Origin of the sequence: Flavobacterium sp. FlaQc-52, assembly GCF_044007495.1 — a bacterium.
GTDB classification, from domain to species: domain Bacteria; phylum Bacteroidota; class Bacteroidia; order Flavobacteriales; family Flavobacteriaceae; genus Flavobacterium; species Flavobacterium cupriresistens.
This window is the reverse complement of record NZ_JBIPCV010000001.1, coordinates 808,915-833,192: the sequence shown is the minus strand read 5'-3', so window position 1 is coordinate 833,192 and position 24,278 is coordinate 808,915. Positions and strand designations below refer to the sequence as shown.

The 24,278-nt window shown below is 34.9% G+C and carries 18 protein-coding genes; 4 read left to right on the top strand and 14 right to left on the bottom strand.

The features are described 5' to 3' along the window. Positions 1–43: 43 nt before the first annotated feature. Positions 44–457 (top strand): helix-turn-helix domain-containing protein, encoded by a 414-nt coding sequence (locus tag ACHRV5_RS03290; protein WP_395425750.1) that lies wholly within the window; start codon positions 44–46, stop codon positions 455–457. Between the two features lie 123 nt (positions 458–580). On the opposite strand, the gene ACHRV5_RS03285 is transcribed toward ACHRV5_RS03290, so the two are convergent. After that, the gene (locus tag ACHRV5_RS03285; protein ID WP_395425749.1) at positions 581–1,015 is read right to left on the bottom strand and encodes a DUF5713 family protein; all 435 of its coding nucleotides are present in this window, start codon (positions 1,013–1,015) and stop codon (positions 581–583) included. Positions 1,016–1,157: 142 nt separating this feature from the next. Continuing rightward, positions 1,158–1,835 carry a DUF6904 family protein gene (locus ACHRV5_RS03280; RefSeq protein WP_395425748.1) on the bottom strand — a complete coding sequence of 226 codons (678 nt, stop codon included), beginning with the start codon at positions 1,833–1,835 and terminating at the stop codon, positions 1,158–1,160. A 604-nt stretch (positions 1,836–2,439) separates the two neighbouring features. On the opposite strand from ACHRV5_RS03280, the gene ACHRV5_RS03275 reads away from it, so the two are divergent. From ACHRV5_RS03275 to ACHRV5_RS03265, 3 genes are read left to right on the top strand one after another with little or no spacing between them, the layout of a single operon-like run. After that, positions 2,440–2,832: a plasmid mobilization protein gene (locus ACHRV5_RS03275; RefSeq protein ID WP_395425747.1), complete on the top strand. Its 393-nt coding sequence runs from the start codon at positions 2,440–2,442 to the stop codon at positions 2,830–2,832. Next, a complete protein-coding gene (locus ACHRV5_RS03270; RefSeq protein WP_395425746.1) occupies positions 2,820–3,653 on the top strand; it encodes a relaxase/mobilization nuclease domain-containing protein in 834 nt (277 codons plus the stop codon). Before ACHRV5_RS03275 ends, ACHRV5_RS03270 begins: the two co-directional genes overlap by 13 nt. A 7-nt stretch (positions 3,654–3,660) precedes the next feature. Then, on the top strand, positions 3,661–4,065 hold the full coding sequence (locus ACHRV5_RS03265; RefSeq protein WP_395425745.1) for a hypothetical protein: 405 nt from the start codon (positions 3,661–3,663) through the stop codon (positions 4,063–4,065). A gap of 196 nt (positions 4,066–4,261) precedes the next feature. On the opposite strand, the gene ACHRV5_RS03260 is transcribed toward ACHRV5_RS03265, so the two are convergent. From ACHRV5_RS03260 to ACHRV5_RS03205, 12 genes are all read right to left on the bottom strand, one after another. After that, complete coding sequence (locus ACHRV5_RS03260) at positions 4,262–4,516, bottom strand: hypothetical protein (RefSeq protein ID WP_395425744.1); 255 nt, start codon at positions 4,514–4,516, stop codon at positions 4,262–4,264. Beyond that, positions 4,504–5,316: a hypothetical protein gene (locus tag ACHRV5_RS03255; RefSeq protein WP_395425743.1), complete on the bottom strand. Its 813-nt coding sequence runs from the start codon at positions 5,314–5,316 to the stop codon at positions 4,504–4,506. Before ACHRV5_RS03255 ends, ACHRV5_RS03260 begins: the two co-directional genes overlap by 13 nt. A gap of 75 nt (positions 5,317–5,391) precedes the next feature. Beyond that, positions 5,392–6,090, bottom strand: coding sequence for an IS1 family transposase (locus tag ACHRV5_RS03250; RefSeq protein ID WP_395425742.1), 699 nt, complete (start codon positions 6,088–6,090; stop codon positions 5,392–5,394). A gap of 184 nt (positions 6,091–6,274) precedes the next feature. Continuing rightward, positions 6,275–6,886 carry a hypothetical protein gene (locus ACHRV5_RS03245; protein ID WP_395425741.1) on the bottom strand — a complete coding sequence of 204 codons (612 nt, stop codon included), beginning with the start codon at positions 6,884–6,886 and terminating at the stop codon, positions 6,275–6,277. After that, complete coding sequence (locus ACHRV5_RS03240) at positions 6,858–11,054, bottom strand: DUF6443 domain-containing protein (protein WP_395425740.1); 4,197 nt, start codon at positions 11,052–11,054, stop codon at positions 6,858–6,860. The genes ACHRV5_RS03245 and ACHRV5_RS03240 overlap by 29 nt, the downstream gene beginning before the upstream one ends. Before the next feature lie 12 nt (positions 11,055–11,066). Next, positions 11,067–14,306: an RHS repeat domain-containing protein gene (locus tag ACHRV5_RS03235; protein WP_395425739.1), complete on the bottom strand. Its 3,240-nt coding sequence runs from the start codon at positions 14,304–14,306 to the stop codon at positions 11,067–11,069. Positions 14,307–14,312: 6 nt separating this feature from the next. Next, complete coding sequence (locus tag ACHRV5_RS03230) at positions 14,313–15,971, bottom strand: T9SS type A sorting domain-containing protein (RefSeq protein WP_395425738.1); 1,659 nt, start codon at positions 15,969–15,971, stop codon at positions 14,313–14,315. 822 nt (positions 15,972–16,793) lie between these two features. Continuing rightward, positions 16,794–17,888, bottom strand: coding sequence for an NAD(P)/FAD-dependent oxidoreductase (locus ACHRV5_RS03225; protein WP_395425737.1), 1,095 nt, complete (start codon positions 17,886–17,888; stop codon positions 16,794–16,796). Between the two features lie 2 nt (positions 17,889–17,890). Continuing rightward, the gene (locus ACHRV5_RS03220) at positions 17,891–21,109 is read right to left on the bottom strand and encodes a LodA/GoxA family CTQ-dependent oxidase (protein ID WP_395425736.1); all 3,219 of its coding nucleotides are present in this window, start codon (positions 21,107–21,109) and stop codon (positions 17,891–17,893) included. Between the two features lie 842 nt (positions 21,110–21,951). Continuing rightward, positions 21,952–22,470: a hypothetical protein gene (locus tag ACHRV5_RS03215; protein WP_395425735.1), complete on the bottom strand. Its 519-nt coding sequence runs from the start codon at positions 22,468–22,470 to the stop codon at positions 21,952–21,954. Between the two features lie 166 nt (positions 22,471–22,636). After that, on the bottom strand, positions 22,637–23,116 hold the full coding sequence (locus ACHRV5_RS03210; protein WP_395425734.1) for a hypothetical protein: 480 nt from the start codon (positions 23,114–23,116) through the stop codon (positions 22,637–22,639). A gap of 173 nt (positions 23,117–23,289) precedes the next feature. Further along, entirely contained in the window at positions 23,290–24,138 is an 849-nt protein-coding gene (locus tag ACHRV5_RS03205) for a hypothetical protein (protein WP_395425733.1), read from the bottom strand. Between the last annotated feature and the right edge of the window lie 140 nt (positions 24,139–24,278).

The window sequence follows — 24,278 nt, the reverse complement described above, 5'->3', positions numbered from 1 at the left end:
ACATGAATCCCGCTTTTTTATTCTTAATTATTATCTTTGAGCTATGAGTACATTAACAAAACCAAATCACATGGGGCGCAAAATCAGCCGTATCCGTGAACTGAAAGACATGAAACAGGAAGCACTGGCGCAGGCTATGGGAACAAACCAGCAGACTGTTTCGATATTAGAAAATAGTGAAGATATCGATGATGAAAAATTAGCAGAAGTAGCTAAAGCCTTAGGAGTAAGCGTGGAAGCAATTAAAAATTTTTCTGATGAAGGTGTAATTAATTATTTCAATACTTTTGGTGATAATAGCTTTACAAATGGGGCATTCAATGCAAGTCATTGTAATTTTAATCCTCTTGATAAACTAATAGAAGCCCACGAACAACAAATCAAATTATATGAGCGTTTAGTTCAAGCAGAAAAAGACAAAGTCGAATATTTGGAAAAATTACTAAAAGCCAAATAAGCTTTTATAAAAGATATATTAATTCACACAAAAAGAGACCTTCCTGTCTCTTTTTCTTTTTTTATCAATATTCCACGCTATAAGTTTATTGGCAATTAATTGTACAGCGAATTAACACAAACTTTACCAATCTCTATTTGAAATCAATTCTTCTATATCTGCATTAAAACCATACGATTTGGAAATAAAATCGAAATCCATTGCGATTGCTTCTCTAGCTCCTGTTTCAAGTTCGCTCCCGTTTTGATAGAAATCCTCTTGCAGGTTATTAATTTTTCCAGTAGCAATATGAGACAATTCGTACAATTGCTCAAGATTCTTAGGCTTGCTTTTCTCAATATTGAAACAAAATTCTAATAAGACTTCTTTCACCTTATCAACAGATTGTGGAGGGAAATAAGAATCATTATACATTCCTTCTAAAATCCTGTAATTTCTAACCTTTTCATTTTTTAGATCTTGTTGTTTAATGGTAGGAACTACTTGGTTTGAAGAATGATCTTTATTTACACAACTTGTAAAAACCAAAGTGACTAATAAAAATATAATGTGTCTCATATTTTAAAAAATTAAATGTATTATTCTCTCGCTACAGATGTTTTGGAGATTGAACCAAATGTTTCACCTTAACGAAAATAAGTTTTAAAACGTTAATTGACCTAACTCAGCAGATCTTTCATAACGGCTATAAGTGATTTTTTTACCACTTTAAATTTTCATAGTCAAAATCATCATCATTTAGTTCAAGTTCAGATATTTCACAGTTTAGCTTCTTAGCTTCTGTTTCTAAAAACGTTAGATAACTTTTATATTCTTCGGTATAAAACACACCTCTTTTTAACAAATCAGGTAGTTTTCTGAAAGCTCGCTTTCCACCGCCTAAAAGAAAGAAATCAAGGTTGACGCTTCTCATACATTGATATATATAATCGTTGCCTCCATATAGTCCATCTTCTATAAAACCAATTAAATTTTTTGCTCCAGTTTCGTCATACTCATTCATTGCTTTTTCAAGCCAAAATTCAATTAAAAGGATTTGTGAAATGTCAAGTTTGTTAGTCTCAATATACCTCATGTTAAATTTCAATGAAGTCAGTGAAAATAAAAAATGAACCCAAGATATTTGAGCACCATAATGAGTTTGTTGAGTATACGAAAAATGGCTGTTATCCCGTTTTAACCTATCTCCGTCCTTTGCTTTACGAATTTCATAAGAAAACCCGCTAATTAAATTATCTCTGTTCTTAAATCCTTTTTTGCCCAATTTGTTTTCATCATTCCAAAACTTGCTCATAACTTCATAAAAATTATTTAAATCTTCAGATGTTCCCCAAATTTCTACTCCTAAACCTCCTTTTGTTGGAATTATATATATCATTATTCTAATTTTTAAAATTGTTGCTTACTTCTTTCATAATAATATGAGCATTAAAGTAGCCTAACGGCACAATACTAAACAAAAAATATAGAAAAGTTGTACGGTTTCCCATAAAATTAAAAATGTTTTCTAAAGATCAAAATTAAGCGTGACGGTCACTTCTTTAAAATATATTCAAGCTATACCTTTTGTTATCTAAAACTATATAAAAGAAAAAAAAGCAAAGCAAGGTATTGGACACAGTCAGAGAAGTGCGCATAACATTTTTCTTCGTTCCTCAAAAAATGCCCTTCGGGACTTATAGCACTTCAACTGTCTGCTTGTCCAATTTCAGACTGCTTTCTTTTTTCCCTTTTTCTTTTTTTTAGATATTTATTTAACATAACCATCTACAGCCATCATGAGTAAATTATGTCCATGAAACTTTAGAATATTCTCTTTAAATTAGTTGCTTGCTTTTAAAAAGTCTCCAAAGACTGCCACGTTCCTGCAGTCCGCAAGATGAACGGTTGTTTAACAACCGCCTATCTTGCCACCCATTGCCTCGGAACTCGGCGGTGGAGAAACTTAAAAGATAAGAGTTTGATAACAATGAAAATGAAAGATGATGAAAAGAGAAAATTCAAACAGAACACGAATCGTGGGACTGCGATTCACTCCTTTGGAGTATGCCGAACTGGAAAAAAGATTCAGGGCAAGCACCTGCAGAAAATTAAGTGACCACATAAGAAGCCACTTATTCAACAAACCAATTGTAGCCACTTACAGAAACCAGTCTCTAGACGAACTGATGGAAGAGACAGCTGTACTTACTTCCGAATTACGTGCAATCGGCAATAATATCAATCAGATTGCCCGAAAGATAAACACGCTCAAAACAGTTCCCGAATTCAAAGGACATCTTTATCTGTTCGAAATCCAAAGAGAAAGGCTTTTTGATAAAATGGAAGAAGTCTCAGGCCACACCCAGAAAATCGCAGAAAAATGGTTGCAGTGATAAAAACAAGCTCGTCCATAAGAGGCATTCTGAATTACAACGAAAATAAAGTTGAGATCGGGAAAGCGGAATGCATAAGTGCTGTGAATTATCCGCTGAAACTGGAAAAACTGAGTTTCAGTTCAAAATTAAACCGCTTTCTGAAACTGGCAGAACTCAATACCAATGCGAAGCGAAACACAGTTCATATCTCTCTCAACTTTGATCCCTCGGAGAATCATTCGAAAGAAAAACTGGCTGAAATTGCAGACACCTATATGGAAAAACTGGGATTCGGCAGACAGCCTTATCTGGTGTATCAGCATTACGATGCAGGGCATCCGCACTGCCATATAGTGACAAACAACATTCAGAGAGACGGAAAAAGAATCGATCTGCATTTACTGGGAATCAGAAAATCAGAACCTGCCCGAAAAGAAATTGAAGAAATGTTCGGACTTGTAAAAGCCGAAGGGAGAAAACAGAAAGAAAACTTTTCATTAAATCCGATAGATGTCGGCAGAGTCCAATATGGAAAAGCAGAGTCAAGAAAGGCAATCAATTCAGTTTTAAATCAGGTGTTGTTTGACTATAAATATTCAAGCCTGCCTGAACTCAATGCTGTTCTAAACCTCTACAATGTCCACGCTGACAGAGGAAGTGAGGAATCAAGAATTTTTAAAAATAATGGACTGCTTTACAAGATACTTGACCAGAATTCAAAACCGATAGGCGTGCCGATAAAAGCCAGTGAATTCTACAACAAACCTACCCTAAAATTTCTGGAGGAAAAATTCAGAGTAAACGAAACAAAAAAAACAATACTGCAAAAGCCACGTTAAAAATGCTTTGAGACAGGCTTTTTTTGATGAAAGAATTACTTCTATCGAGAGATTATCCGAAAGGCTCAAAGATGAAGCCATTCATACTATTTTACGAAAAAGCAGTGAAGGAAAGCTTTATGGAATTACTTTTATAGACTTTAAAACACAGTCGGTTGTCAATGGAAGCAGTCTTGGAAAAGAATTCAGTGCAAAAGGAATTCAGGAAAGCTGTGCACTGAATATTCTTGCATTTGAAAGAAAGCATCAAAATTCTGTTTCAACATATTCTGAAAACTTTCAAGATCTTGAAGCAAAAGAATATGTAAAAGAAAATCTGGCAGATATACTGCTCCGTGGAGAAAAAATAAATGATTATGTTTCGAAACAGTTTAAACAAAAAAAGAAAAAGAGATTTTATAAGGGAATTTAAATAATTAAGGGTGCATTTTTGCACCCTTAACTTTGTCTACACTTTTTGTTAGCACATCCATATGTAACAAAACAATTTAAGCAAAAGAAGAAAAAAAGAATTCAAAGAAGGATTTAAAAAAATTGCGGGTCTATTTATAATGCACACTTAACTTTGTCTCCATTTTTTATTAGTACATCCATATTAACTAATATTATCAATTGCAATTATCGAGAAACAATTGTTTTGCATTTACCTGACCCAACATGGAAATTTCCAACCATACTTTACAGGCATTTTCCTTATCCCCAGATTCAAAATATACAGCCGCTTTATTGTATAAAGCATCAATATTTTTGCGATCAAAATTATATGATTCCGTAAAATACGTAATGGACTCTGAATATCTCTTTTGTTGGTAAGCGACTAGTGCTTTATTAAAGTAATCCGAAGATTTTCTTAGATCCTCCATTTTTCCTCCATTTTTCCTCCATAGATTCTCTCAAATTCCGTTAAATCCTTTGTAAAAAAAAGCACTGAAATTCCCCAATATCTTTTTGTGATTTCACTTTTCAGAACAAATGGAATTTCAACGGATTCATAATCTTGAAAGTCTTTTAGATTCCATTTTTCAAAGGAATGATCAATAACTTTTTTTACTGTTCTTATTCTTGATGAATCATTTTGCGTCGAAAATGTTATTTCTGTCTTTATTTTTTTTTGTGTCGGATAAATTTTTAAATTCCCCACCAATTCAAAATTTGAGTAATTATTTTTAAATGCTTTATTCAAATCTATTTCAATCGTCGCATTAGTTTTTGGCGTAAATAATTTTGAGGCGATTATATTTTTTTTGTTTTTATTCTTTTCTTTAAACTGTGCCAGTACAACTTCTTGTTTACTAAAATATAATCTTTTTAGCTTATCATCTGTTAAACCTTCAATTTTTTCACTTAATATTAGAGAATCATTACCTACTTTTTCAATGATAAATCCTGCATATTGAGATGTTTTCATTAAATCATTGATCAAGTTAAAATCTAAACAACTTTCATTAGTTCTATGAATTGGACTTGAATTAATGCATAGTCTATTTTGATCAATCCGATACTCTGCATAAGCAGAATCTTCTACAAATCTGTCAAAAAGATCACTTCCATCTTTCATTTCTACTTTGTATTTTATCCAATGCCCTTTTATTGCTGAAAGCCTAATCTGTCCATAATTATTAGTAAAAAAAAATATGGTTATGATAAAAAAAATGTTTTTCATTTTTATACTGATTAAGTATATTGTATATTTAATTTGAGAATATGTTTTTAAAGGATAAACTTACCATTTTATCAATCAAGTCCAAAAGTAAATCTTTAAAATAGCCATAAAAACTACTAAACTTTTACTGAAGCAAATAGTACGTCGGTTTAGTCTTTTGAGATGAGTTCTGAGAGTCAAATTTTTCCTTTCAATATGATTTGTACCAAAACGTTTTACAGAATGTAATTTCTCATCAATTAAATACCTGTAGTTTTTTAATCTGTCAGTAAATATCTTTTTCGGTTCCGAGAATTTTAACGTATTGAGGACACGGATCAATGTTTTATTTGTTCGTTTACCAACATTAAAACTCACAACGTTTTTAGAATTCTTTTCCAGAGCATAAACCAGCCAGATAAAATTTCGCTTATTCCTTATGTAAGTGCACATTTCATCAACTTCATACATTTTTCCTTTGCTGATAATGGGCTGATTAATACTTCTTGCAATTGAAACGATTCTTTTTAATAATGTTGTTGTTGAAATTTTTAATATTCTTGCAGTACTTCTTATTCCTAAACCTTCTTTTGTTAATTGAATGATATTTTGATTTATGCTTGCGTTGTAAGCTTGATAAGTATAATTTTTTATAAAACGGTAACAACAAATTTTACAATAGTACTGCTGTTTTTTATTTTTGGTTCGCCCATTTTTAACAACTTCTTTCTCTTTACATCTTGGACAATTTACGCCATCACTAACTCTGGAACACGAGGAAAAATTTTTACTCATTTTAGTTCTTTTAAGGCAATATTAAAACAAAAAAGATGAGCATTACTGCTCATCTTTAAATTATCTTTTGATAAAATTTACTCTATTTCAACATGGTAGAAATCTAAAGTCTCGTATCACTAACTCTGAAACACTACCAAATCTCATATCACTAACTTTGAAACATTACCTATTAATTTCATATTTAAGAAACAAATAAATTTGTTCGGTCAATAATCTTCCATAAATTATTAGTTCGTTTTAAAATAATTAAATCGGCTCTTTTACTGTGTCCTACCGATTTAATTAAAACAACCATAATTTTATCCTCATACAATTTAAAATTACAAAGTTCGACCTCTCCAACAAAATTTGGTTTATCAATCGAAGAATCATTATAAATTTTGTATTTGCCAATTGACTTAGGAAAATTAGAAGATATTTGAAAATTTTCATATTTGCCTTTTGAAATAAGGTCACCATACAACTTCTTAAATTTAGGATTTTTACTTACTAATTCATCAATATCTTTATGAACAATCTTGTCAAAAACTATTGAATCTACCAAGTTAACGCCAAATGCAGTATTTGGAATTATTTGCTTTTTATTAGAATCTAACTTCTCACTTTTTACGAATGGAACAGGAATGAATGTACCTGTTTTGTAAGCAAATGTATCTACTAATTGTATAAAATTATCTGCAATAACAGCTTCTTTATTTATACTTTCCTTTTTACAGGCAAGTACCAAACAGAAACATGGCATCATAAAAAATACAACAATCTTCTTAATCTTTAAAATTCCAACCTTTTCCATATTTCTCAAGTAATTTATATGCATTATCTTTATCTATTGTTTCCTTATTAAATATTGATTCTTCAAAACCATCTCCATATTCATAGATTCCTTCACTTAAATTATTTTTAATTCTACCATAGTGAACAAATTCGTGTAAAATTGTAATGGCTACAAGAAATGAGGTAGCTTGTAATCTTTCGTTATTTTTAACAATTTCTAAGCCATTCGCCCATTTTAAATTAACTTTCATTGTTCCATCAGGAGGTGTCTCACCAAATTCTGCTTTTGTAATTTCAGTCAATAAAGTTCCGCCTGCACCATATTCCAATTCTGATAATACTTCCATAGTAGTAAATCCAGAATATCGAGATAACCAATCAAGTATTTCAGGACTGTTCTTTACAAAATTATGAAGTTGTTTAACTGTTTTTGTAAAACGTGGTCGAGTCTTTTCATAATCTGAACCTTTTGGAAACTTTATATTAGGATTGTCACCGTTTATTATATCCGAATTATTCGTATCAGATACATTATTATTATTATTATTATTATTGCTACCATCACTATTTCCACCAGAATTAGCATACGAAATAGCTTCTTCAAATGAAACCGCATTACCATTTATTACATATTGCCCAGTTGTGCTATTATATATGGGGGATGCGCCGCTTGGGTCTGCAAAATATACAGGGTTATTATCAAACGCACTATAAGGCGAAGAATCAGAATGAACAATAGGGTCGTGCACTACCCATCTCGCTATTGCTGGGTCATATTGTCGCATATCCATATCGTACATGTTAAGCCCTAGCTCGTCCTGCAATTCCTTGCCGTTGTACTTATACTTATTATTTGATGAAACAATGGTATTATTATACCCTTTATGCTTCAACCCAAACGGATAGTAATTATCTTCCTCAATAATCTCAAGAACGTTTGTTACGGGGTTTTTAGTGTAACTTACTCTGGTATTTCCTAAGTGATCTTTGTACTGAAATACATACGAAAGCGTACCACTGGTACTTTTTACATACCCTTCTGCCATTGGAAAAAACTCTAGTACACTATCTTTGTACTGAAAACCTCCCAAATAATTGGTCGTTACAACAGGTTTTCCTGTCTCATTTACAATTTTCTCGAGTTTTTGCCCTGCCGAATTGTAAATATACTCAATACTGCCAGTTGTACCAAATGTAATTTTCTTTGGTAAATTGAGATAGTTGTATGTAATGGCTGTTATTTTTTTGTTCTTATCGACGATCAGATTGCCATTGGCATCATAGGTATAATCATCACCGGTTTTATTAAAATCATTAAAAGCACTTGTGTTGTTACTGTTGTCTACTACTTTAGAAAGTTGATTTGAATTGGGCGGATAGGTGTATACTAAGTTATCCGTTTGTATCGGCTGTAACTGAGGGTCTGTGTCTCCGTTTCGGGCCAATGTCATGATGTTTCCGTTTTTGTCGTACAATAAACTCTCATTGTAGGCATTGGTGGTTAACCCATTTTTTTCGTAGATGGCATTTTTTAAACGGTTCAGTTCATCGTACTGATAGCCATAGCCACGTTCAGTATTGTCAGAACCTGTTTTCCATAAAGTTTCGGCTACATTACCGTTAAATAACGAATTTACTCCCGCAATAGCTGCTTCTGTGGTATTGTAATTGATCTTAAAAGCAAATAAATCTTTAGGATCTGTATTTTGCTGCAGATTAGCTGTTTTATTAATTTGGGTAAGCCAGCCACGTATGTTATACGTAAAATCAACTTTCTGTAAAGGAGCAACAGTAGTGTTTCCTACCTTTTTATTTGTTAACTGCCCTAAGACATCATACGTATTTTCAGACATTAGCTGAACTGACCCTCCGTTAATCTGATGGGTGTTGGTCAGTAAACGATCCTCAGTAGAGTAGGTGAAATCCTCCCTAACGGTTAATTCTGTACTGCCCGAAGTACGTTTATGTTTACTAACAGTATAAATCGATTTTCCTATAAAGTCAAGTTTACTGTTAATTGACGTATGCCCTCCTAGATGATTTGAAAGATAAGAACGTATTGGGCGTGCTCTTTCATCATAAAAAGTCGTGTTTACTTCTGCCAGGGTAGCTAAAGCAGTCGTAGGAACTCTGGTCCAACTTCCGGTAGGAAGTGTTTTTACATTGGCTAAAACGGCCTGTTCTTCTATAGTAGTTGGTAGTACCGGAGCATTAGGATAAACATAATTGTCGTAATAATTGACGGTTAATAATTTAAACGTTTTTGGTTCTATAGTATTGCTGTAATTTACCGCTATTGCGTCTATGGTCCCCGAGGTTTGTTTGGTTTCAAATATAACCGTAGCGGTATTTTGAGCATCCTGCAATGTTTTTCTTACTGCAGATGTACAACTAACATTGTTCCACCCCGTATAAACTGGTCGCCCCATTACATCGTATTTGGTAATTAACCACCCAACTGCTGTATCATCTTTGAAAGGGGATAGGGCAGGACCAGTGGCAACTGGACGATCTAATTTGTCATAAACAATAAACTCCCATTGTTTGCCCGGTAGTTTCTTTTCAACTAATCGGTTTCTGTAGTCGTATTTGTATTGGTAACACAAGTCATTTAAAATAGTATTATCGATGCCGGCATCTGCTTTTGGCGGAATAACATAGGTTAGATTTCCATACAGATCGTATACATAATACGTATCATGTTTAACACCCGACTCGTAGGTTCTCTTTAAGATTACTTTGCCTTCCTTGTCCTTAAATTCTACCGTAGAACCGGCAGTTTCTATTGGAGTGGCTGTCGTGTTCTCATCGTAGGTTACATTTTTTATTAACTCGTTTGCCGAATAATTTCCGGCATTTATAAAAGTAGGGGCATACAAACCTGCAGTAGCATCCCAAGTAGCTGTTGCCTTATAGAGTTTTACTTCTGTAGCAGTGTTGGTCTGATACTCTATTTTAATCTCATGACCGCTGTTCATTGCCCACGGAGTTCCCGGAGCAGCTTGCTTTAAAACCCGGTTTAAAGGAGAAGATTCGAGTAGTTTTTCTGAAAAAGGATTTGTCGTACTCTCATATTGGGACGAATTGTAAAAAGCGATCGTGGCAGCTTCTGCATCACCTGCAAAAGACATATTAACAGAATTGGCTTCATAGGGTAAATACTCCTTAACCTGTCTCCCAAAGGCATCATAAACAATAGGAGTGATAATATCTTTTCCATTTGCTGATTGTTTATTTGCTATTTGTTGCACAGGACGCCCAAGTCCGTCAAAATAGGTAATACTGGTTTGAGTCTCACTGACTGTAGGAGATTTTATAACGGTAGAAGTACGTTCTTTATAGGTTTTGGTAATAATGTAATTTTCATTGGAAGGGGAAAGTATAGTAGAACAATTCGGACTTGTACCATCTAATAAAGGACAATTGTCGGTATTGTTTCGTACATAATTTCCTGTCGGAGTGGTACACTGGGTTACAAAAACAGCAGGATCACCTAAGCCATCGCGTTCTGCATCTGCGTACCATTTGGTGTTAGGGTTTATTGTGATATCGGCATCGTTACAATCTGTTTTATTGGTAACATAACCATTGGGTTTTACACTGTATAAAACACTTATGGCGGGATTACCAAAGGTATCATTATCTGCATCTCTGTAAAAAGTTTGCGGGGCAATGTTGGTTATGTTGCCGGTGCTATCGTTGTAATCGGAAGAATTTGAAACGTAACCAACGGGTTGTGTACATTGTACCAATGTTGGAGTGGTAGCACCAAATCCGTCTCCATCGCCATCTTTGTACCAGATAGTAGTAGGTTTTATGGAAAAACTATTATCGTTACAATCGGTATTGTTGTTTATGTAACCAATAGGCTTGACACAGCCTTGTATCGTAACCGTACCGGCACCAAATCCGTCTCCATCAACATCCTTGTACCATAATGTATTGGGGTGTATCAGTATTTGATTGTCATCGCAATCGTTATCATTGGAAACATAGCCAGTAGGCTTAGTAGTTCTCAAAATGCTATTATTGGGATCACCAAAGCCATCTCCATCCTCATCGTAATACCAGGTATAGAGTCTGTCATCTCCTCCACCGCCTGGTGGAGCTGCCATTGGAGTCGCTATTTGAGCATGTCCTACTGCAACGAGTAGAATCAATACAAAACTAAATATATATTTTTTCATCTTTTTCTTCGTCTAGTTTTTGTACTTGTATAGATTCTCTGTCACAACATTGCCTAAATTGTCTTTAACTACGTTGAGCCTGTTAAAACCATCATATTCGTAGGTTGTGGTGAATCCCTTAGGATCGGTAACAGTTCTTATTCCGACCAGAGATTTGTAAGTAAAAGTGGTAATCAAAGCACTGGGTAAATTGGTTCTAAAAGTATCATCGTTGGCATTGTATGCCGCAAATACCTGATCATAGGAGGTTATATTCTCTACTTTGGCAATGGGTTTGGTTTTGTCATAGCCCCAGATGATTGCTACAGATGTACCACCCTCGAGAGTATACTGAAGAATATTTCCTTTGTCATCGTACTTATCAAATGTGATTTTTTTCTCTAAAGAATTCGTCAGGTTGTTGGGAAATTTAGCAGCGTAAATAAACTTAGGGAGTAACAGATTACTGGTAGTAGCATCTTTGGCGTACACTGTTTTTTGTTCGGACAATTTTGTTCCGTTTTTATACATTTCTGTTTTTAGTTTAGTATCAATGCTATTCTGAACAATCATATTTGCAATTAAGGGCTCTGAAGCCATTGCGGCATCCTGAGGATAATAAAATTTGGTTTCCAGAGTCTCGGCTAAAGAAGATTTAGTGTTTTGTGAAGTCAACTGCAGGTGTACTGGATTACTATACACATAATTGGTTGTGGTTTGCATTGGATTGAGCCCGTTCAGGTCATAACTTTTCGAGACAGTAGACTCCAGATAAGACCAATACGATTTTGTTTTGTATTCCATTATGCTTATATTTTCCACTGTCTGAGTACTAGGACAAATTTCATTATAGTCTTTTCGAACAGAATACCCCTTTATTTCATTAGCATAGGAAGGATCCAGTTTATAGTTGTTTTCTGTTTCTGCAATTATTACATAAGGCTTACCTGTTATTTTTTTCTGAAATACCTGTGATCGTATCTCGAATCCGTTATCCCAACCAAAATTGGTAAAAGGAGCGCTTTTGACATTAGTACCTGTAAGAGATTGCCCAAAATTATCTCTGCGAATAGTGAACTCTTTCATTTCTCCACCGTTTTCAAAAGCATCTCCACCTTCACTGATAGTAACATATTTATAAAAACAATTGCTACTGCCGGTATCAAATAAGGAAATCATACTGCTGGAACTCAGTACCAGAGTAGTTAGATCTCTGTACGAACATGCTACACCCAGTTCACCATCTCCCGGTGGACAAGGATTTCTTTGCATGGCAAGATCGATGTAAAGAGGTGTTCTTCCTTTATTTCCTGAAGAACGGTTGATATCGTCTTTAGCACCATAATAATAACGTTTATATACAGGGACAGTTCCTGCAGCTGTAAAATCTTTGGTAGACTTAATTCGAACTCCACCAGTTTCAATATTCGTATTAATGGTTGTAGATGCAGTAGCATAGTAATTAATATTTACATTTGCAGAAGTATAAAAACCATCTTTATAAAGCCAAAAATTATAAGTCTGGCCTGCTTTAGCATCGAAAAAAAAGGTATTGGTTTGATTTGGTGTAAATCTATAATCTGTATAACCCATTCTTAAGCCCCGGTCACTAATGGTATAAATTTCAAGAAATTCGTTCGGCGAAGTACTATTACTTACTTGTGCGGAGGCTATATAATGTCCTGTATCGTCAGGATATGGGAGTTCTTCACCATTTGGACCGAGAGGTGGTGCAGGGCCTTTTGCATAGGAAACGTAGCCTGTAAATTCTACTCTTTGATCTATAGGGGAGGTAAAAATACCACCCTTTGATATTTCATCTTTATCATCTGGCCCTCTTTTAAATCGTATATTCGTTTTTGAAGGATAAATTGTTTTCTCTCCCCAAAAAGTATTACCCTCGTAGTCAAATTCGGTATATCCTTTTGTTGGGTAAAAAATCTTTTTTAATAATCCAATTTTAGCAAAATTGCTATCCGGTTCCTTATCCGCTCCCCCGTAATTGAGGTCATTTAAGTCATATTCATTAATATTTTTTGGTACTAAATTTGTATTTTCCTTTCCGTTATAGTACCCCCAATGATCCTGATTATACGATAATCTATTTGGAAATTCGGTTGGGCTTATATATTCGAATTTATAATTTTTAGTAGGATCACGAAAAGTAATATCCTGCAGAAAAACTCTTTGGTTTGCTGTCTTTAGATAATCAAACTTAATTTTTTCGATGGTGTCACTAGCAGTGGCAAATAAGGTTATGTTTTCTATTTTGTTATTTCCATCTATATCTGCGTACATTGTAGGAGCATAATAATCAAAAGTAATATATCCATCTACAGGATTATTACTGAATATTTTAGTGATTTTTTTTCCCTGTACAGACATATCCGTAGCAGTGATTCCGCTAAGAGTTGGTAGCGTAGAATAAGGCGAATTATTACAGCTAAATTGCATCAGAGGATACGACATAGCCATTGACTGAGAATTGGAAGCAACATATTCCATAAGGTAATTGCTATAGGTCAGATAAATTTCAGAACCATTGGGATGTACAATTTTGCTTAAATACCAAGCGGTTACAGCAGCGCTTATTACAGAATGACCACTTCCTGAACTTCTAAAAGTGGTTGTTTCTTTCTCGGTAAAATAGTACTTAATTCCATTGGTAGTAGTTAACAAAAAGTCGGCATTATTCTGCCCTTCTCTTTCAATTTTAATTTTTTGATGGTTGACTAAAACGGGCTGTTTGTTTTTATCGTAAACGAATTTTCCTGAGTTTCCATTGAAATTAAAAGAGTACAGATCGCTTTCTGTATCGGCACTTTCCTGACCCGCAGCCTTATAAAAAGCCACTCTTTGTGCTTCTGTAGCAGTAGCTAAATCATCAGGCGGATAAAGCCGGGGGGTGGTCTCATCATTTTTATCTCTGACAGTACGGGTGATAACCCCACCAAAGTTAAGATTCCATCCCAGTCCAACATTAGAGGAAACTTCATCTACTTTTATTCCGTTAGAGCCATAAAACAGCGATATAGGTAATTCTAAATCTTTGGTTTTGAAACTAAGTAAAGGAACAGAGAGGTTAGCGGCTCCAGTAAAAAGCCCAACTGGAACATTTCCAAATTTTCCTAATTCTCCAGCGGTAGGAGATGGAGGAACTATATTGGGTAAAAATTTACCACTATCAGATTGGGCGGCAGTTGGTAAAGAAACAAAAAGTAGCAGCAGGAAGAACAAGTAACGCTTCTGGTTGTTGGTGTATAATGAATTCATAATGTCTTAATTAGCTGATTTTATTATTTTGACAGATTCTGTTCTTGCGTCTGTTTTAATATTGATGATATAGATTCCTTCAGAGTATTTGCTTAAATCAATTGGTACGGTTCTATTGGTTATACTGATAGTTTGTAGTATGCGCCCCGAGATATCTACCACCGAGGCAGTTCCTTTTTTAAAATCATAACCAATAATTACATTGGTGTAAGTTGTTGCAGGATTAGGCATGGCTTCGATACTGGCTTTTGTTTTTTCTGCTTTGGTTTTGTCTTTTAGCTTAACCACCCAGAAATCATTTGCTCCAATATTTGAGTTTTTATCCTTTGAGGAATTGGAGTTTGAAGTCCCGGCCATTATGTATCCTCCATCACGGGTTTCGACTAATTTCCTTAAGATATCTTCGCCGCCACTGCCTACAGTCTTGCTCCAGAGTTCTTCTCCTTTCTGGTCAATCTTCAGGGCTATATAATCATTGATTCCGTCTTTTTCTTTATTTACTCCCACTTTACTTGCCAAAGAGGTAAGCAAAGATTGTTTGCTTTCGGTTGCCGCATAACCTCCTATTAAGTAGCTTTTGTCGTCATTTATGACTAGGGAAGTTAGAAAATCTGTTTTTCCAAAGTCATAGGTTCTACTCCAAAGTACATCTCCTTCTTTATCTAGTTTCAGAACCCAGTAATCAGTCCCGTTACTTACTATTCCTCCTAAGGGAGTAAGTGGATTACGGCTGTTGGAATTACCACCCAGAATATAACCTTCGTCACTGGTCTGATGTATTACATAAGGCTGATCATCTCCATCGGCACCATAAGTCTTCTGCCACTGAATTTCTCCGGTATCATCGATCTTAATAATCCAATAATCCCCAAGACCTTTTTCATTATCTGTTTTATCTCCTGAGATTGGAGAGTTGGAGTAACCGGCCAGAATGTAACCGTTATCAGAAGTCTGTTCCAAGCCTCGCAATAAATCAACATATTCTCCACCATAAGTTTTCTGCCACTGGATATCTCCATCTTTGTTGAGTTTTACAACCCAGTAATCCATATTACCCCTGCTTTTTTCGGATTTGCTATACAGATCGGCTTTTGTGGTTGCCAGCATTTTTCCCATTGGAGCTGTATTAGAAAGAGAAGGTGGATCAGAACTTGAAGAGCCTCCTAATATATAGCCACCATCTTTGGTCTGAAAAGCGCACAATAATTCATCGGAACCAGAACCACCTAAGGTTCTTTGCCACTGCTGGACACCTGCGGCTGTCAATTTTATAACCCAAAAATCAGTTATACCTTTGCAGTCTTCGCCTTTCTGAAACCCATTTCCCGAGCTTGAAGTACCCGCCAGAATAAATCCACCGTCTCTGGTAGACTTTATACTTTGAAGCAAATCAAATCCGGTTCCTCCAAAAGTTTTCTGCCACTCGAAATCTCCTTTTTCGTCCATTTTCCAGATCCAATAATCCAGATCACCGTGGTTATCGTCAGTTTTATTTCCGGTTTTATCCGAGAGGGAACTTCCCGCCAGTATAAAACCATAGTCGGCTGTGGGTTGGGCATCAAAAAGGTAATCGGCATGTTTTCCGCCATAGGATTTTTCCCAAAGTACGTCCTGAGAGTATATGAAAAGAGGTAAAATAAGTAATGGAATATAAAGTTTTTTCATTTGCATTTTTTAATCAGACTGCATTAAATTTTGTGTGCAAATGTAAATACCCCATTTTTCAAATCCTTACGGGTTTCCGTAATGCGTCTTAAATCTTTGGAAAATGTATATTATTAATGTTAAAAAAATAATATTAGTAATGTAAAATCTCCCGATTTACAAGGTCTGCGAGTGTTTTGTGGGTAAATAAAAAAAATCAATCATTTCAGTTTTTTTATATGGCTGGTTTTCATCAAAAATGTCTCTTCTAATCAACAGAAACTCTTTTTTTTATTTTTCCTCCCTTATTTTACTGGGGGTCCAGTGGGGTACAACTGGGGGCCAACAAAAAGTTGGACTTGTAGCATTTTATCTATCATCGTTTCTTTGCTCCGTAATGAGGAACATCCGGATTTTGAAAGACAGAATACTTTAAATATTTATTCAAAGCAGTGCGGAAGTTTTTTACTGAGGTAATTCCAAGATTATTAACTGATAAAAAAGCATCCTATGAATATTGACGGAATGGAATTTATAGCTTGGATGGAAAGAATCGAATAAAGGTTCGACATCCTAATGGAAGCAGTATCTAGACCAACAAATCTGCATACTAAAATTGATGGAGATGAACTTTTGGATAATCAGGACATTCTGCAAATTTTAAAGTTAGAGACCTTCGCCTTTTTCATAAGAACTCTTCGGAGAACGAGACAAAACCTTAACAAAAATAACAACGGACCTAATAATTTTATGCTTTTCCAATTTTTTACTCACTTGATGCAGGTCGTACTTTTTATAAAACTGCAGTTTGCATTAGTATAAACCCCACTCTAACGGTAGCCATTACAACCGTCTCTCCCAAAAAGCAGCTGTTTTCCACCTGGTTTCCGCTTGGTAAAAAATACTTTTGTGTTTTAGGTAATGGTGCCAAATACGCTCCGTTTGTTCGGTATGTATTTTTTGTAGTGTTTCAGTAAATCCATACTTTACTAATAAATTTTGCAATTGCATGGCACTAGCCATTGCATTGTACATGCCTTGCGAAGATAAGGGGTCAAAACTTAGTGCTGCATCACCTAAAGCTACCCATTGTTGCCCCGCTACTTGTTCTAATTTAGTAGAATTAGCGGCAACTGTACCTTTAAAAGCAATAGCATTTTCATGTTCGTTTAGTAAAGATAAAATAACCGGATTTTCTTTTGCCAATTCCAAAAATGAGGTAGTAGTTTTAAGTTCGTTTTTAGCCACCAAATCAGCATCGGTATGAAAAGCCACCACCCTTTTGTCATTAGGAACAACAGCACTATACCACCATCCGTTTTCACTAGCTGAAATGGTACTCATGGTATTTGTTCTGCTATTAGGTAAAGTAACCCAACAAGCAACCAATTTATCTTCCACTTGTCGTTTAATGCCCAAGCTCTTTGCAAAATGCGATTGACGACCACTGGCATCAATAACAAAAGAGGCTGAAATTGTAGAAGTTGATAAAGAGGTATCACCAGCTCTTAGTTGTACTTGCCAACGAGAATCTTCATAAGAACTACTATGCAGTTTGGAACCCCACAAGCAATGAACTCCGCGATCTTCTGCAGCTTTTCTTAAGTAGGTTTCAAAAGCTTGTCGATCCAAATTTTTAACAAAACCATCAGGATTTCTTAAATCATCTACAAGATATACTTGATTACTTCCCCAATAGGACTGCATTCCTACGTTTTTTTGATACAAAGTACCTACTTGGTTTTCCAAACCCTCCAATAAATTCAATTGTTTTAAAATGCGTTGCGAAGCAGGAGCTAAAGATTCTCCAATCCGTTCAGTAGGTTCATGAAGCTTATCAACTAATGTTACCTGATAAGTATCTATTAAAGAAATGGCGGCAATGCAACCTGCAATGCCACCACCTATAATTAATATATCTGTTTTTTCTGTCGCCAAATCTAGTGCTGTTTTGGAATAAAACGTTGGAAACGAACTGATTGTTCAGGTACACCCACTTCTTTTCGAGGTTGTCTGGAATGAGGAACGGTTCTTGTTTTGGTTAATTTATGAGCTTTAGAAGCTAATAAATCAACTAGTTTTTGAACTTCACTTGTTAAAGCTTCATCCTGAACCAATTCGTCTTGAATCAATTGTACTAGTTGCTCGCGAGTGCTTTCAATTACAATTTGTTCGGTAAACAAACCTTCGTTTGACAAATGTTCTAAAGTAATATGCAATAAAGATTCTTCTTTCTTATCCAAGTGTTTGTTGTCACTTAAGATTTTTCTCAATCGGGCTTCTGTCTCTTGCAACAACAGTTGGTTTTGTTCCTCATTTGGAACTACACCAATTTGCATTTCCGGCGGAAAATTAGCGTTATCAGGCACACCTGGACGCGGTTGCACAATCGCCAACTTGTCAAAATATTTCACCATAGCATTAATCTGATTGGTTTGTGTTGGATCTTCACCATCTAAAGGCAAATCATCTAACCAAAAATAACGATATGCAAAAGCCTCTCTACGGGTTTCTTCTGCTAAGTGTGTATCTAAAGTTTCTTTGTAGCGTTCTTCACTCAAAATATTATTAGGAACTCTGGCAGGCCAAAATGTTGGTAGATAAGGATCATATGCAGTAGTATAACCATCTCTGCAACTTGCCGTATCAGTTTGCCAAGGAATAGCCATCCATCTCGTTACACCACCGGGTACTTGACCACCTAATAATGGACCAGCTGGTAAAGTCAACACATCACTATTCATAGTAGAACCATAATAATGATAATCGGTTTTTGGTGTTTTAGGAGCGTGTTTCAATCGGAAAGGAGCCATATACATACCAGAAGTTCGCATAGGCCAAGTCATTTCACAACCCGGATGAAAAGCATCTGCCAAACAGAAATCCATAGCTGCTTTAGTTAACATATCGGGTTGTTCAGCAATAGGATAATCATCAATTTTTTTAACAGGTGGAATATATGGACAGCCTGTTGTATCTATAAAATCAGCATCAAAATCACCTTCGACCCATTGATCTAAAAACTCCAATTGCAAATGCGATAAGGTTGAATGTTGACGGACAGAACCTTGTGTAGGAATGGCAACTGCATCACCATATAACCAAGGCCATAGCTGTGGAGCTTGCGCACCGGATTGATCGAACCTACGGAAATTATTGGAAATAGTACGACGCATTTCTAAGTTGGCAGAAGTAGGGTCATTTAGTTTTTTTACCCATGCTGCACTAGTATAATTAAATTGGCCACCCCATCCAAAGGCAGCTGCAAATCCTGCATTTACCCATTGTAAATTGGTCATTCTTTCAAAAATAGGTAAGATGTCTTTAGAGAAAGAAGGTCTTGCAGGCCTTACTAACATTTCTGATTCTACAGCAACACTGCGCATTAAATCCCACATAGTACGAACCGATTTTTGCATAGGAGCATAATCAGGTGGAGCGCAAATCACCCAAGCAGGATCTACAGCAAGAGCTACTCCTTCATATTCTACCGTGGCTGTAACAGGGCCATCCGACATATCATCATACCAACCTTCATTGTTGGCAAAGGTAATAGCTCGATCACCATTGATGTTTTTCGATTTACCATGACCGCCCAGCATCACTAAGCGTCCTTTTTCATCTGTGTGCATTTCTCCTAAATAAACCGATTTCCCCATGAATTTTCCGGTGAATTCTTTCCCTTCAGTGACATTAGGTTTTGAAATACTTTCACTACCACAATCAATCAATAACTGACGACGGTCTTTTACATCAATATTTCTTAGTAAAGAAGGTGGAACATTAGGATCGGAGGCATCTGGAATATCTAAGGCAATTTGGAATTGGTACCAAGATGATTTTTGATTGGCCAAATGCGAATGCCAAGTAATTTTAGCATTATCCATTGTCAATTCTTTGATAGCTTTTCCAGCCGCATTGAAGCCATAAATTCGGAACTGAGCGGCCTGACGTTTTATCGCTCCTGTTTTATCACGATAAGCATACACATCCTCTTTTGCTTCCGGTTCGTCTACTAAAGGCCCTATGAAATATTCCTCTTCACTATTTCCCACGCGCATCACACCAATAGGAGGATAGATACCAGCTCTAACAATACAAGTACTATCCTCGTCTGTATTGCCTCTAAAATGCGGATTTATAATATTAGGCTCTTGTAATTGTTGTCCATTAGCTTGATGCCTGGCTTCAGCACTAGCAGCATAAACAGTTTTTCGAGCGTCTGCAATACTGCCCAATGGTTTATGAGCCTCTAAAGTTCTCCAAATATTGAATGAAAGATTACTTCCAAATTCAGACTGACCAATTGCTGTTACATCTTGTTGGGGTAAATGCAACTTAGCAATACAGATGTACGGACTTTCCTCAGTACTCCAAACTACCTGTGCATCATTAAGAGGCATGGTTGCTTCGTTGGTACGCAATTGGATTTCAAATCTAAAAGTAGCATCTCCATTGCGTAAACGTTTTTCTAAATCCAATCGTAAATAATTATCATCATCAAAGGGTGCGCCTTTATAGGTGTCATCTGGTACCAAACGATATTTAACAATTTGATTTTCTCCTAGTTGAAAAGGCAAAATAGCCCAGTAACCAGCACTTAAAACACTAGCCTCTTCTTTTTGCATAGCTTGCAAAATACTAGCCAATTCAGGATGCTTGTTGATATAAGTATCGTAATCCCTATCAATAGCACCAGCAGTTGTAAACGCACACATTTGCTGCGCATCACTAGCAAAAAAGCGATCAATATTTTGAAAAATGAAATCGGCAGTAGGACCTTCTCCAAAAAGTTTTGGCCCTTCCACTCCAAACAACTTCAAACCCACTCCAATAGTGGTGTGTAAGTCAGGTGAAGTAGTGCCTGTATCACTGGAGAAACGAACAGCACAGTCATAACGAGAGCCGGTAAAAATGCCTATTTTGAATTCTTCAGGGATATCCTCATTGATCACGAATTGCCCATAAGTGATACCATGTTGTTTTCTGAAAACAGCACGTTCTGCTGGATTTTGCCCTTTTTCAATTCGGGTTTTTTGACCCATTTCTACAAACATCTCTTTAAGACGCTGTGTTACCATTTCAGTACTACCACTACTGTCCCAACATTTTACGTTGTTTGCAGTAGGTTTTTCAACGATTCGTTTTTTGTTGTCCATATTTAGTAATTGTTTGTTTGTTACGCTAAGTAGGTAAATCGTATATATCATGGGATACTATGACAATCATAACAGCTCAATAGTTAGCCACTATGGGTAGTATATCTTGACAAATCTAAAATTTATCCTGCAAATGAGTATAGGTAGTTTTACTTGTTCTTCCGAAATTTCTTTAATTTTTGGACCCACTTTTCTATTACTTGCCGATTATGGAATTGAAATAGAATTTTTAGATTTAGTAAGTAATGAGAATTTCCTATCCGAAACAATTTGCCTTCGACTTTAAAAGGGTTTTGAACGCGATAGCATAGAATTGATATCCTGCTTAAATGGAATTGATGCATTGCTTTATTTGAATGAGGTTTTGTTTTTTTGTTTCTCTTTTTTCTCATCAAGGTGCTTAGTATAAATCCGTGTGGTCTTTAATATTTGGGAAGTATTTTTTGCAGTATTCGCAAATTCAGATAGCCTCAATTTTAGAACTTATAATGTGAGTGATTTTGTGTTCTATTGTATCTATGTGCGTCTCATTGTGTCCTAATTTTGCCAAGAAAAATTCAATATGGAAAATTCTTTTCGCGGTACAATTATGGTACAAAAAAGGACAAACTATCTGTAAATAAGAGTATATAAATAGAAAAATAAATCCCGGTTAAAATATTGTTTTGTAATATTTTAACCGGGATTCTTTGTTTTGATTTGTGGTGTTTTATGGAACCTATTTGCCGATACAATATCTAACTTCTCTTTGTTTATGAGGGTTTAGAAGTGAAGAGGTATACAAAAGATGTAGTTGTTTGGTAGAGAAAAGAGTAATTAATGACAGTAAAAATAATTTATACTTATTCCATTTTAAATCCAACTGGAGTTCGGTCCGCACCTTCCCATTGTGATTGTTTATTTAGAAATTTAATGACAAATTCAGAAATAAGTTCTTCTGTTACTAATTTAGGTTCTATTGTGTCAAATACTTCAACATTCATTTCTAAAATCCATTCTTCAATATATGGAAATTTCATAAAAATATTTATTTTACCATTGTATGATTGGCTAAATGCCAAATAACCACTATGCTTTAAATATGGTTTAAAACTTGTTATTTTACCAGTTTGAAAATCTTTAACAGTTTCAATCATTCCGCTGTTCTGTGAATTGAAAGAAATATTGATTGTTTGATAATTCTCAATATGCTCAATCTTTTGAATATGAAAATGAGGTTTGAATTCATTTTCGATTGTTTTCAAGGCTTCGTAAATTTTTTCTTTAGTTTCATTTTTCCACAGTAATCTACGTTCCTGGATTTGAATTAAACTATCAGAATATTTTTCAAATGCTTGTTTTAATTTTTCTTGATTTTTCATAGATTTCTGTTTAAATAGGTGCTAACGTTCTGGCAATAAAGCGGTTTTGGAATTAAATTAAACCCTGTTCTTGGATTTGTCAAATCATTCCAAATACAAAACCAACTTTCCATTAAGCCGATTGCCTAAATCCGTTGTAGCTGTTGCGCTTGTCTTTTTCGCATTCTTATATAATCGGTTCGGAATTGTCTAATTCAATTATCTTTTTTCTTTGTTTACTTATTATTGAATCAGCAATCTTAATAATTTGATATTGTTTTTTTGCGAAATCTTCAGTTTGTTTATTTCTAAAATCATTAAATATTTCTGCAAATAATTCTTCGAGTTTATCTCTTCTTTTGTCGGTAGGATCAAACATAAATCTTATCTCGTTCGACGCCATATTTAACTCCTTTAATAATACGTCCAATTCTTCCACACTACAATCTTTAATTATCAGATCAAATTGTTTTTGAAGAGTCAAAATTTGAGAAACTTGCTTTCTAAAAGAAGCAACCCATTCTTGTCTTTTGTCTGCAATATGAATTTTTCTGTTTTTCCTAGTAGAAACAATACTTACAATCCCTAAAACTGTTGCTAAAGCAAAAGTACCTATACCGACCGCAAGGTTTCCAAAATTAATCAATTCAGAAGATGGTATTTCCATTTAATTTCTATTAGTTTCAGTTTGGTAATTGCCAATAACGTCTTGGCGCCACAAGAGGTTTGAGATTAAAGAGGTGAGTTTTTCCCATTACGCACAAGTTTTCCAAGTACAGAAACATCTTTAAATTAAGCCTAATACCCAAATCTCTTGTAACGGCTTGTGGTGAGCATTAATTATTTAAACTTATTTAATTCTACGGAAATAAGCCTATTCTTTTTTTCTCTCTCTATTTGTTCAATTCTTTCGTCAAGGATTATTTCAATTGAAGTTTTTAGAACAGGGAAAAAGTCTCGACACTCTTGTTCTTCTAGTTCGTGAACACCTTTACTTAAAATGGAGTATATTTTTTTATTTTCAACCAAAAATGGCGGAAGTAATGTTTTTGCAATTTCGATTTTCTTTTTAAAATCAGCATTGTAAATTTCTTCTGCAGTATTTGTCCCTTCCTCTATTAATGTTTGAAGTTTCGGAGCAACAATATGCTTTTCAACAATTCTTCTTAAATAAACGAATGAACCAACTCCAATACCATGTGATGCAAGTCCTATTGCTCTATTAAACTCCTGATAAATACTTTCATCTAGGGCTCTATATTTATAAATGCTTCGATTCTCTAAATCAGCAATTGATGGAGTTTGTCCAACTTTAATTAACTCAGAATTTTTTATTCTAAAAAAAAAGATTTGGTCGTGACTTTCATCACTTAAAGGTCTAGGACATTTAAACACTCTTTCGAAAGTTCCAAATTTTTCTAATGAAGTTTTTAAATCTAATTTGCCTCCAATTATGGTTTCATTTATTTGCGATAGAGTTTCATAAAGTGCTTCTCTTTTGGATTCTTTAGAAATAAATGTTGTTTCTTTTTTACAAACTGAACAATAACTGTCTAAAGTTTTTAATTTATCAGTATAATCTGAATTTTCAAAATAAAAAATTATGCTTAAAAGTTCTTCATCACTTAATGATTCTAAATCATATTGGCTGTATAATGAATCTTTTAAAAATATGTTTTCAATTTGCATGATTTTGATGATTTTCGGGATTATTGCTCACAACGTCTTGGCACTACAAGAGGTTTAGGATTAAAAATGCGATTTTTTTACATTATGCACAAACTTTCCAAGTACAAAACCATTTTTAAATTCAGCCTAATGCCCAAATC

Bases quoted from the DNA above. Each gene is read 5' to 3' on its own strand.
- ACHRV5_RS03290 (WP_395425750.1), top strand. From the start codon at position 44: ATGAGTACATTAACAAAACCAAATCACATGGGGCGCAAAATCAGCCGT.
- ACHRV5_RS03255 (WP_395425743.1), bottom strand. From the start codon at position 5,316: ATGAAAAACATTTTTTTTATCATAACCATATTTTTTTTTACTAATAAT.
- ACHRV5_RS03220 (WP_395425736.1), bottom strand. From the start codon at position 21,109: ATGGACAACAAAAAACGAATCGTTGAAAAACCTACTGCAAACAACGTA.
- ACHRV5_RS03245 (WP_395425741.1), bottom strand. From the start codon at position 6,886: ATGGAAAAGGTTGGAATTTTAAAGATTAAGAAGATTGTTGTATTTTTT.
- ACHRV5_RS03205 (WP_395425733.1), bottom strand. From the start codon at position 24,138: ATGCAAATTGAAAACATATTTTTAAAAGATTCATTATACAGCCAATAT.
- ACHRV5_RS03210 (WP_395425734.1), bottom strand. From the start codon at position 23,116: ATGGAAATACCATCTTCTGAATTGATTAATTTTGGAAACCTTGCGGTC.
- ACHRV5_RS03260 (WP_395425744.1), bottom strand. From the start codon at position 4,516: ATGGAGGATCTAAGAAAATCTTCGGATTACTTTAATAAAGCACTAGTC.
- ACHRV5_RS03230 (WP_395425738.1), bottom strand. From the start codon at position 15,971: ATGAAAAAACTTTATATTCCATTACTTATTTTACCTCTTTTCATATAC.
- ACHRV5_RS03285 (WP_395425749.1), bottom strand. From the start codon at position 1,015: ATGAGACACATTATATTTTTATTAGTCACTTTGGTTTTTACAAGTTGT.
- ACHRV5_RS03275 (WP_395425747.1), top strand. From the start codon at position 2,440: ATGATGAAAAGAGAAAATTCAAACAGAACACGAATCGTGGGACTGCGA.
- ACHRV5_RS03240 (WP_395425740.1), bottom strand. From the start codon at position 11,054: ATGAAAAAATATATATTTAGTTTTGTATTGATTCTACTCGTTGCAGTA.
- ACHRV5_RS03235 (WP_395425739.1), bottom strand. From the start codon at position 14,306: ATGAATTCATTATACACCAACAACCAGAAGCGTTACTTGTTCTTCCTG.
- ACHRV5_RS03250 (WP_395425742.1), bottom strand. From the start codon at position 6,090: ATGAGTAAAAATTTTTCCTCGTGTTCCAGAGTTAGTGATGGCGTAAAT.
- ACHRV5_RS03280 (WP_395425748.1), bottom strand. From the start codon at position 1,835: ATGATATATATAATTCCAACAAAAGGAGGTTTAGGAGTAGAAATTTGG.
- ACHRV5_RS03270 (WP_395425746.1), top strand. From the start codon at position 2,820: ATGGTTGCAGTGATAAAAACAAGCTCGTCCATAAGAGGCATTCTGAAT.
- ACHRV5_RS03215 (WP_395425735.1), bottom strand. From the start codon at position 22,470: ATGAAAAATCAAGAAAAATTAAAACAAGCATTTGAAAAATATTCTGAT.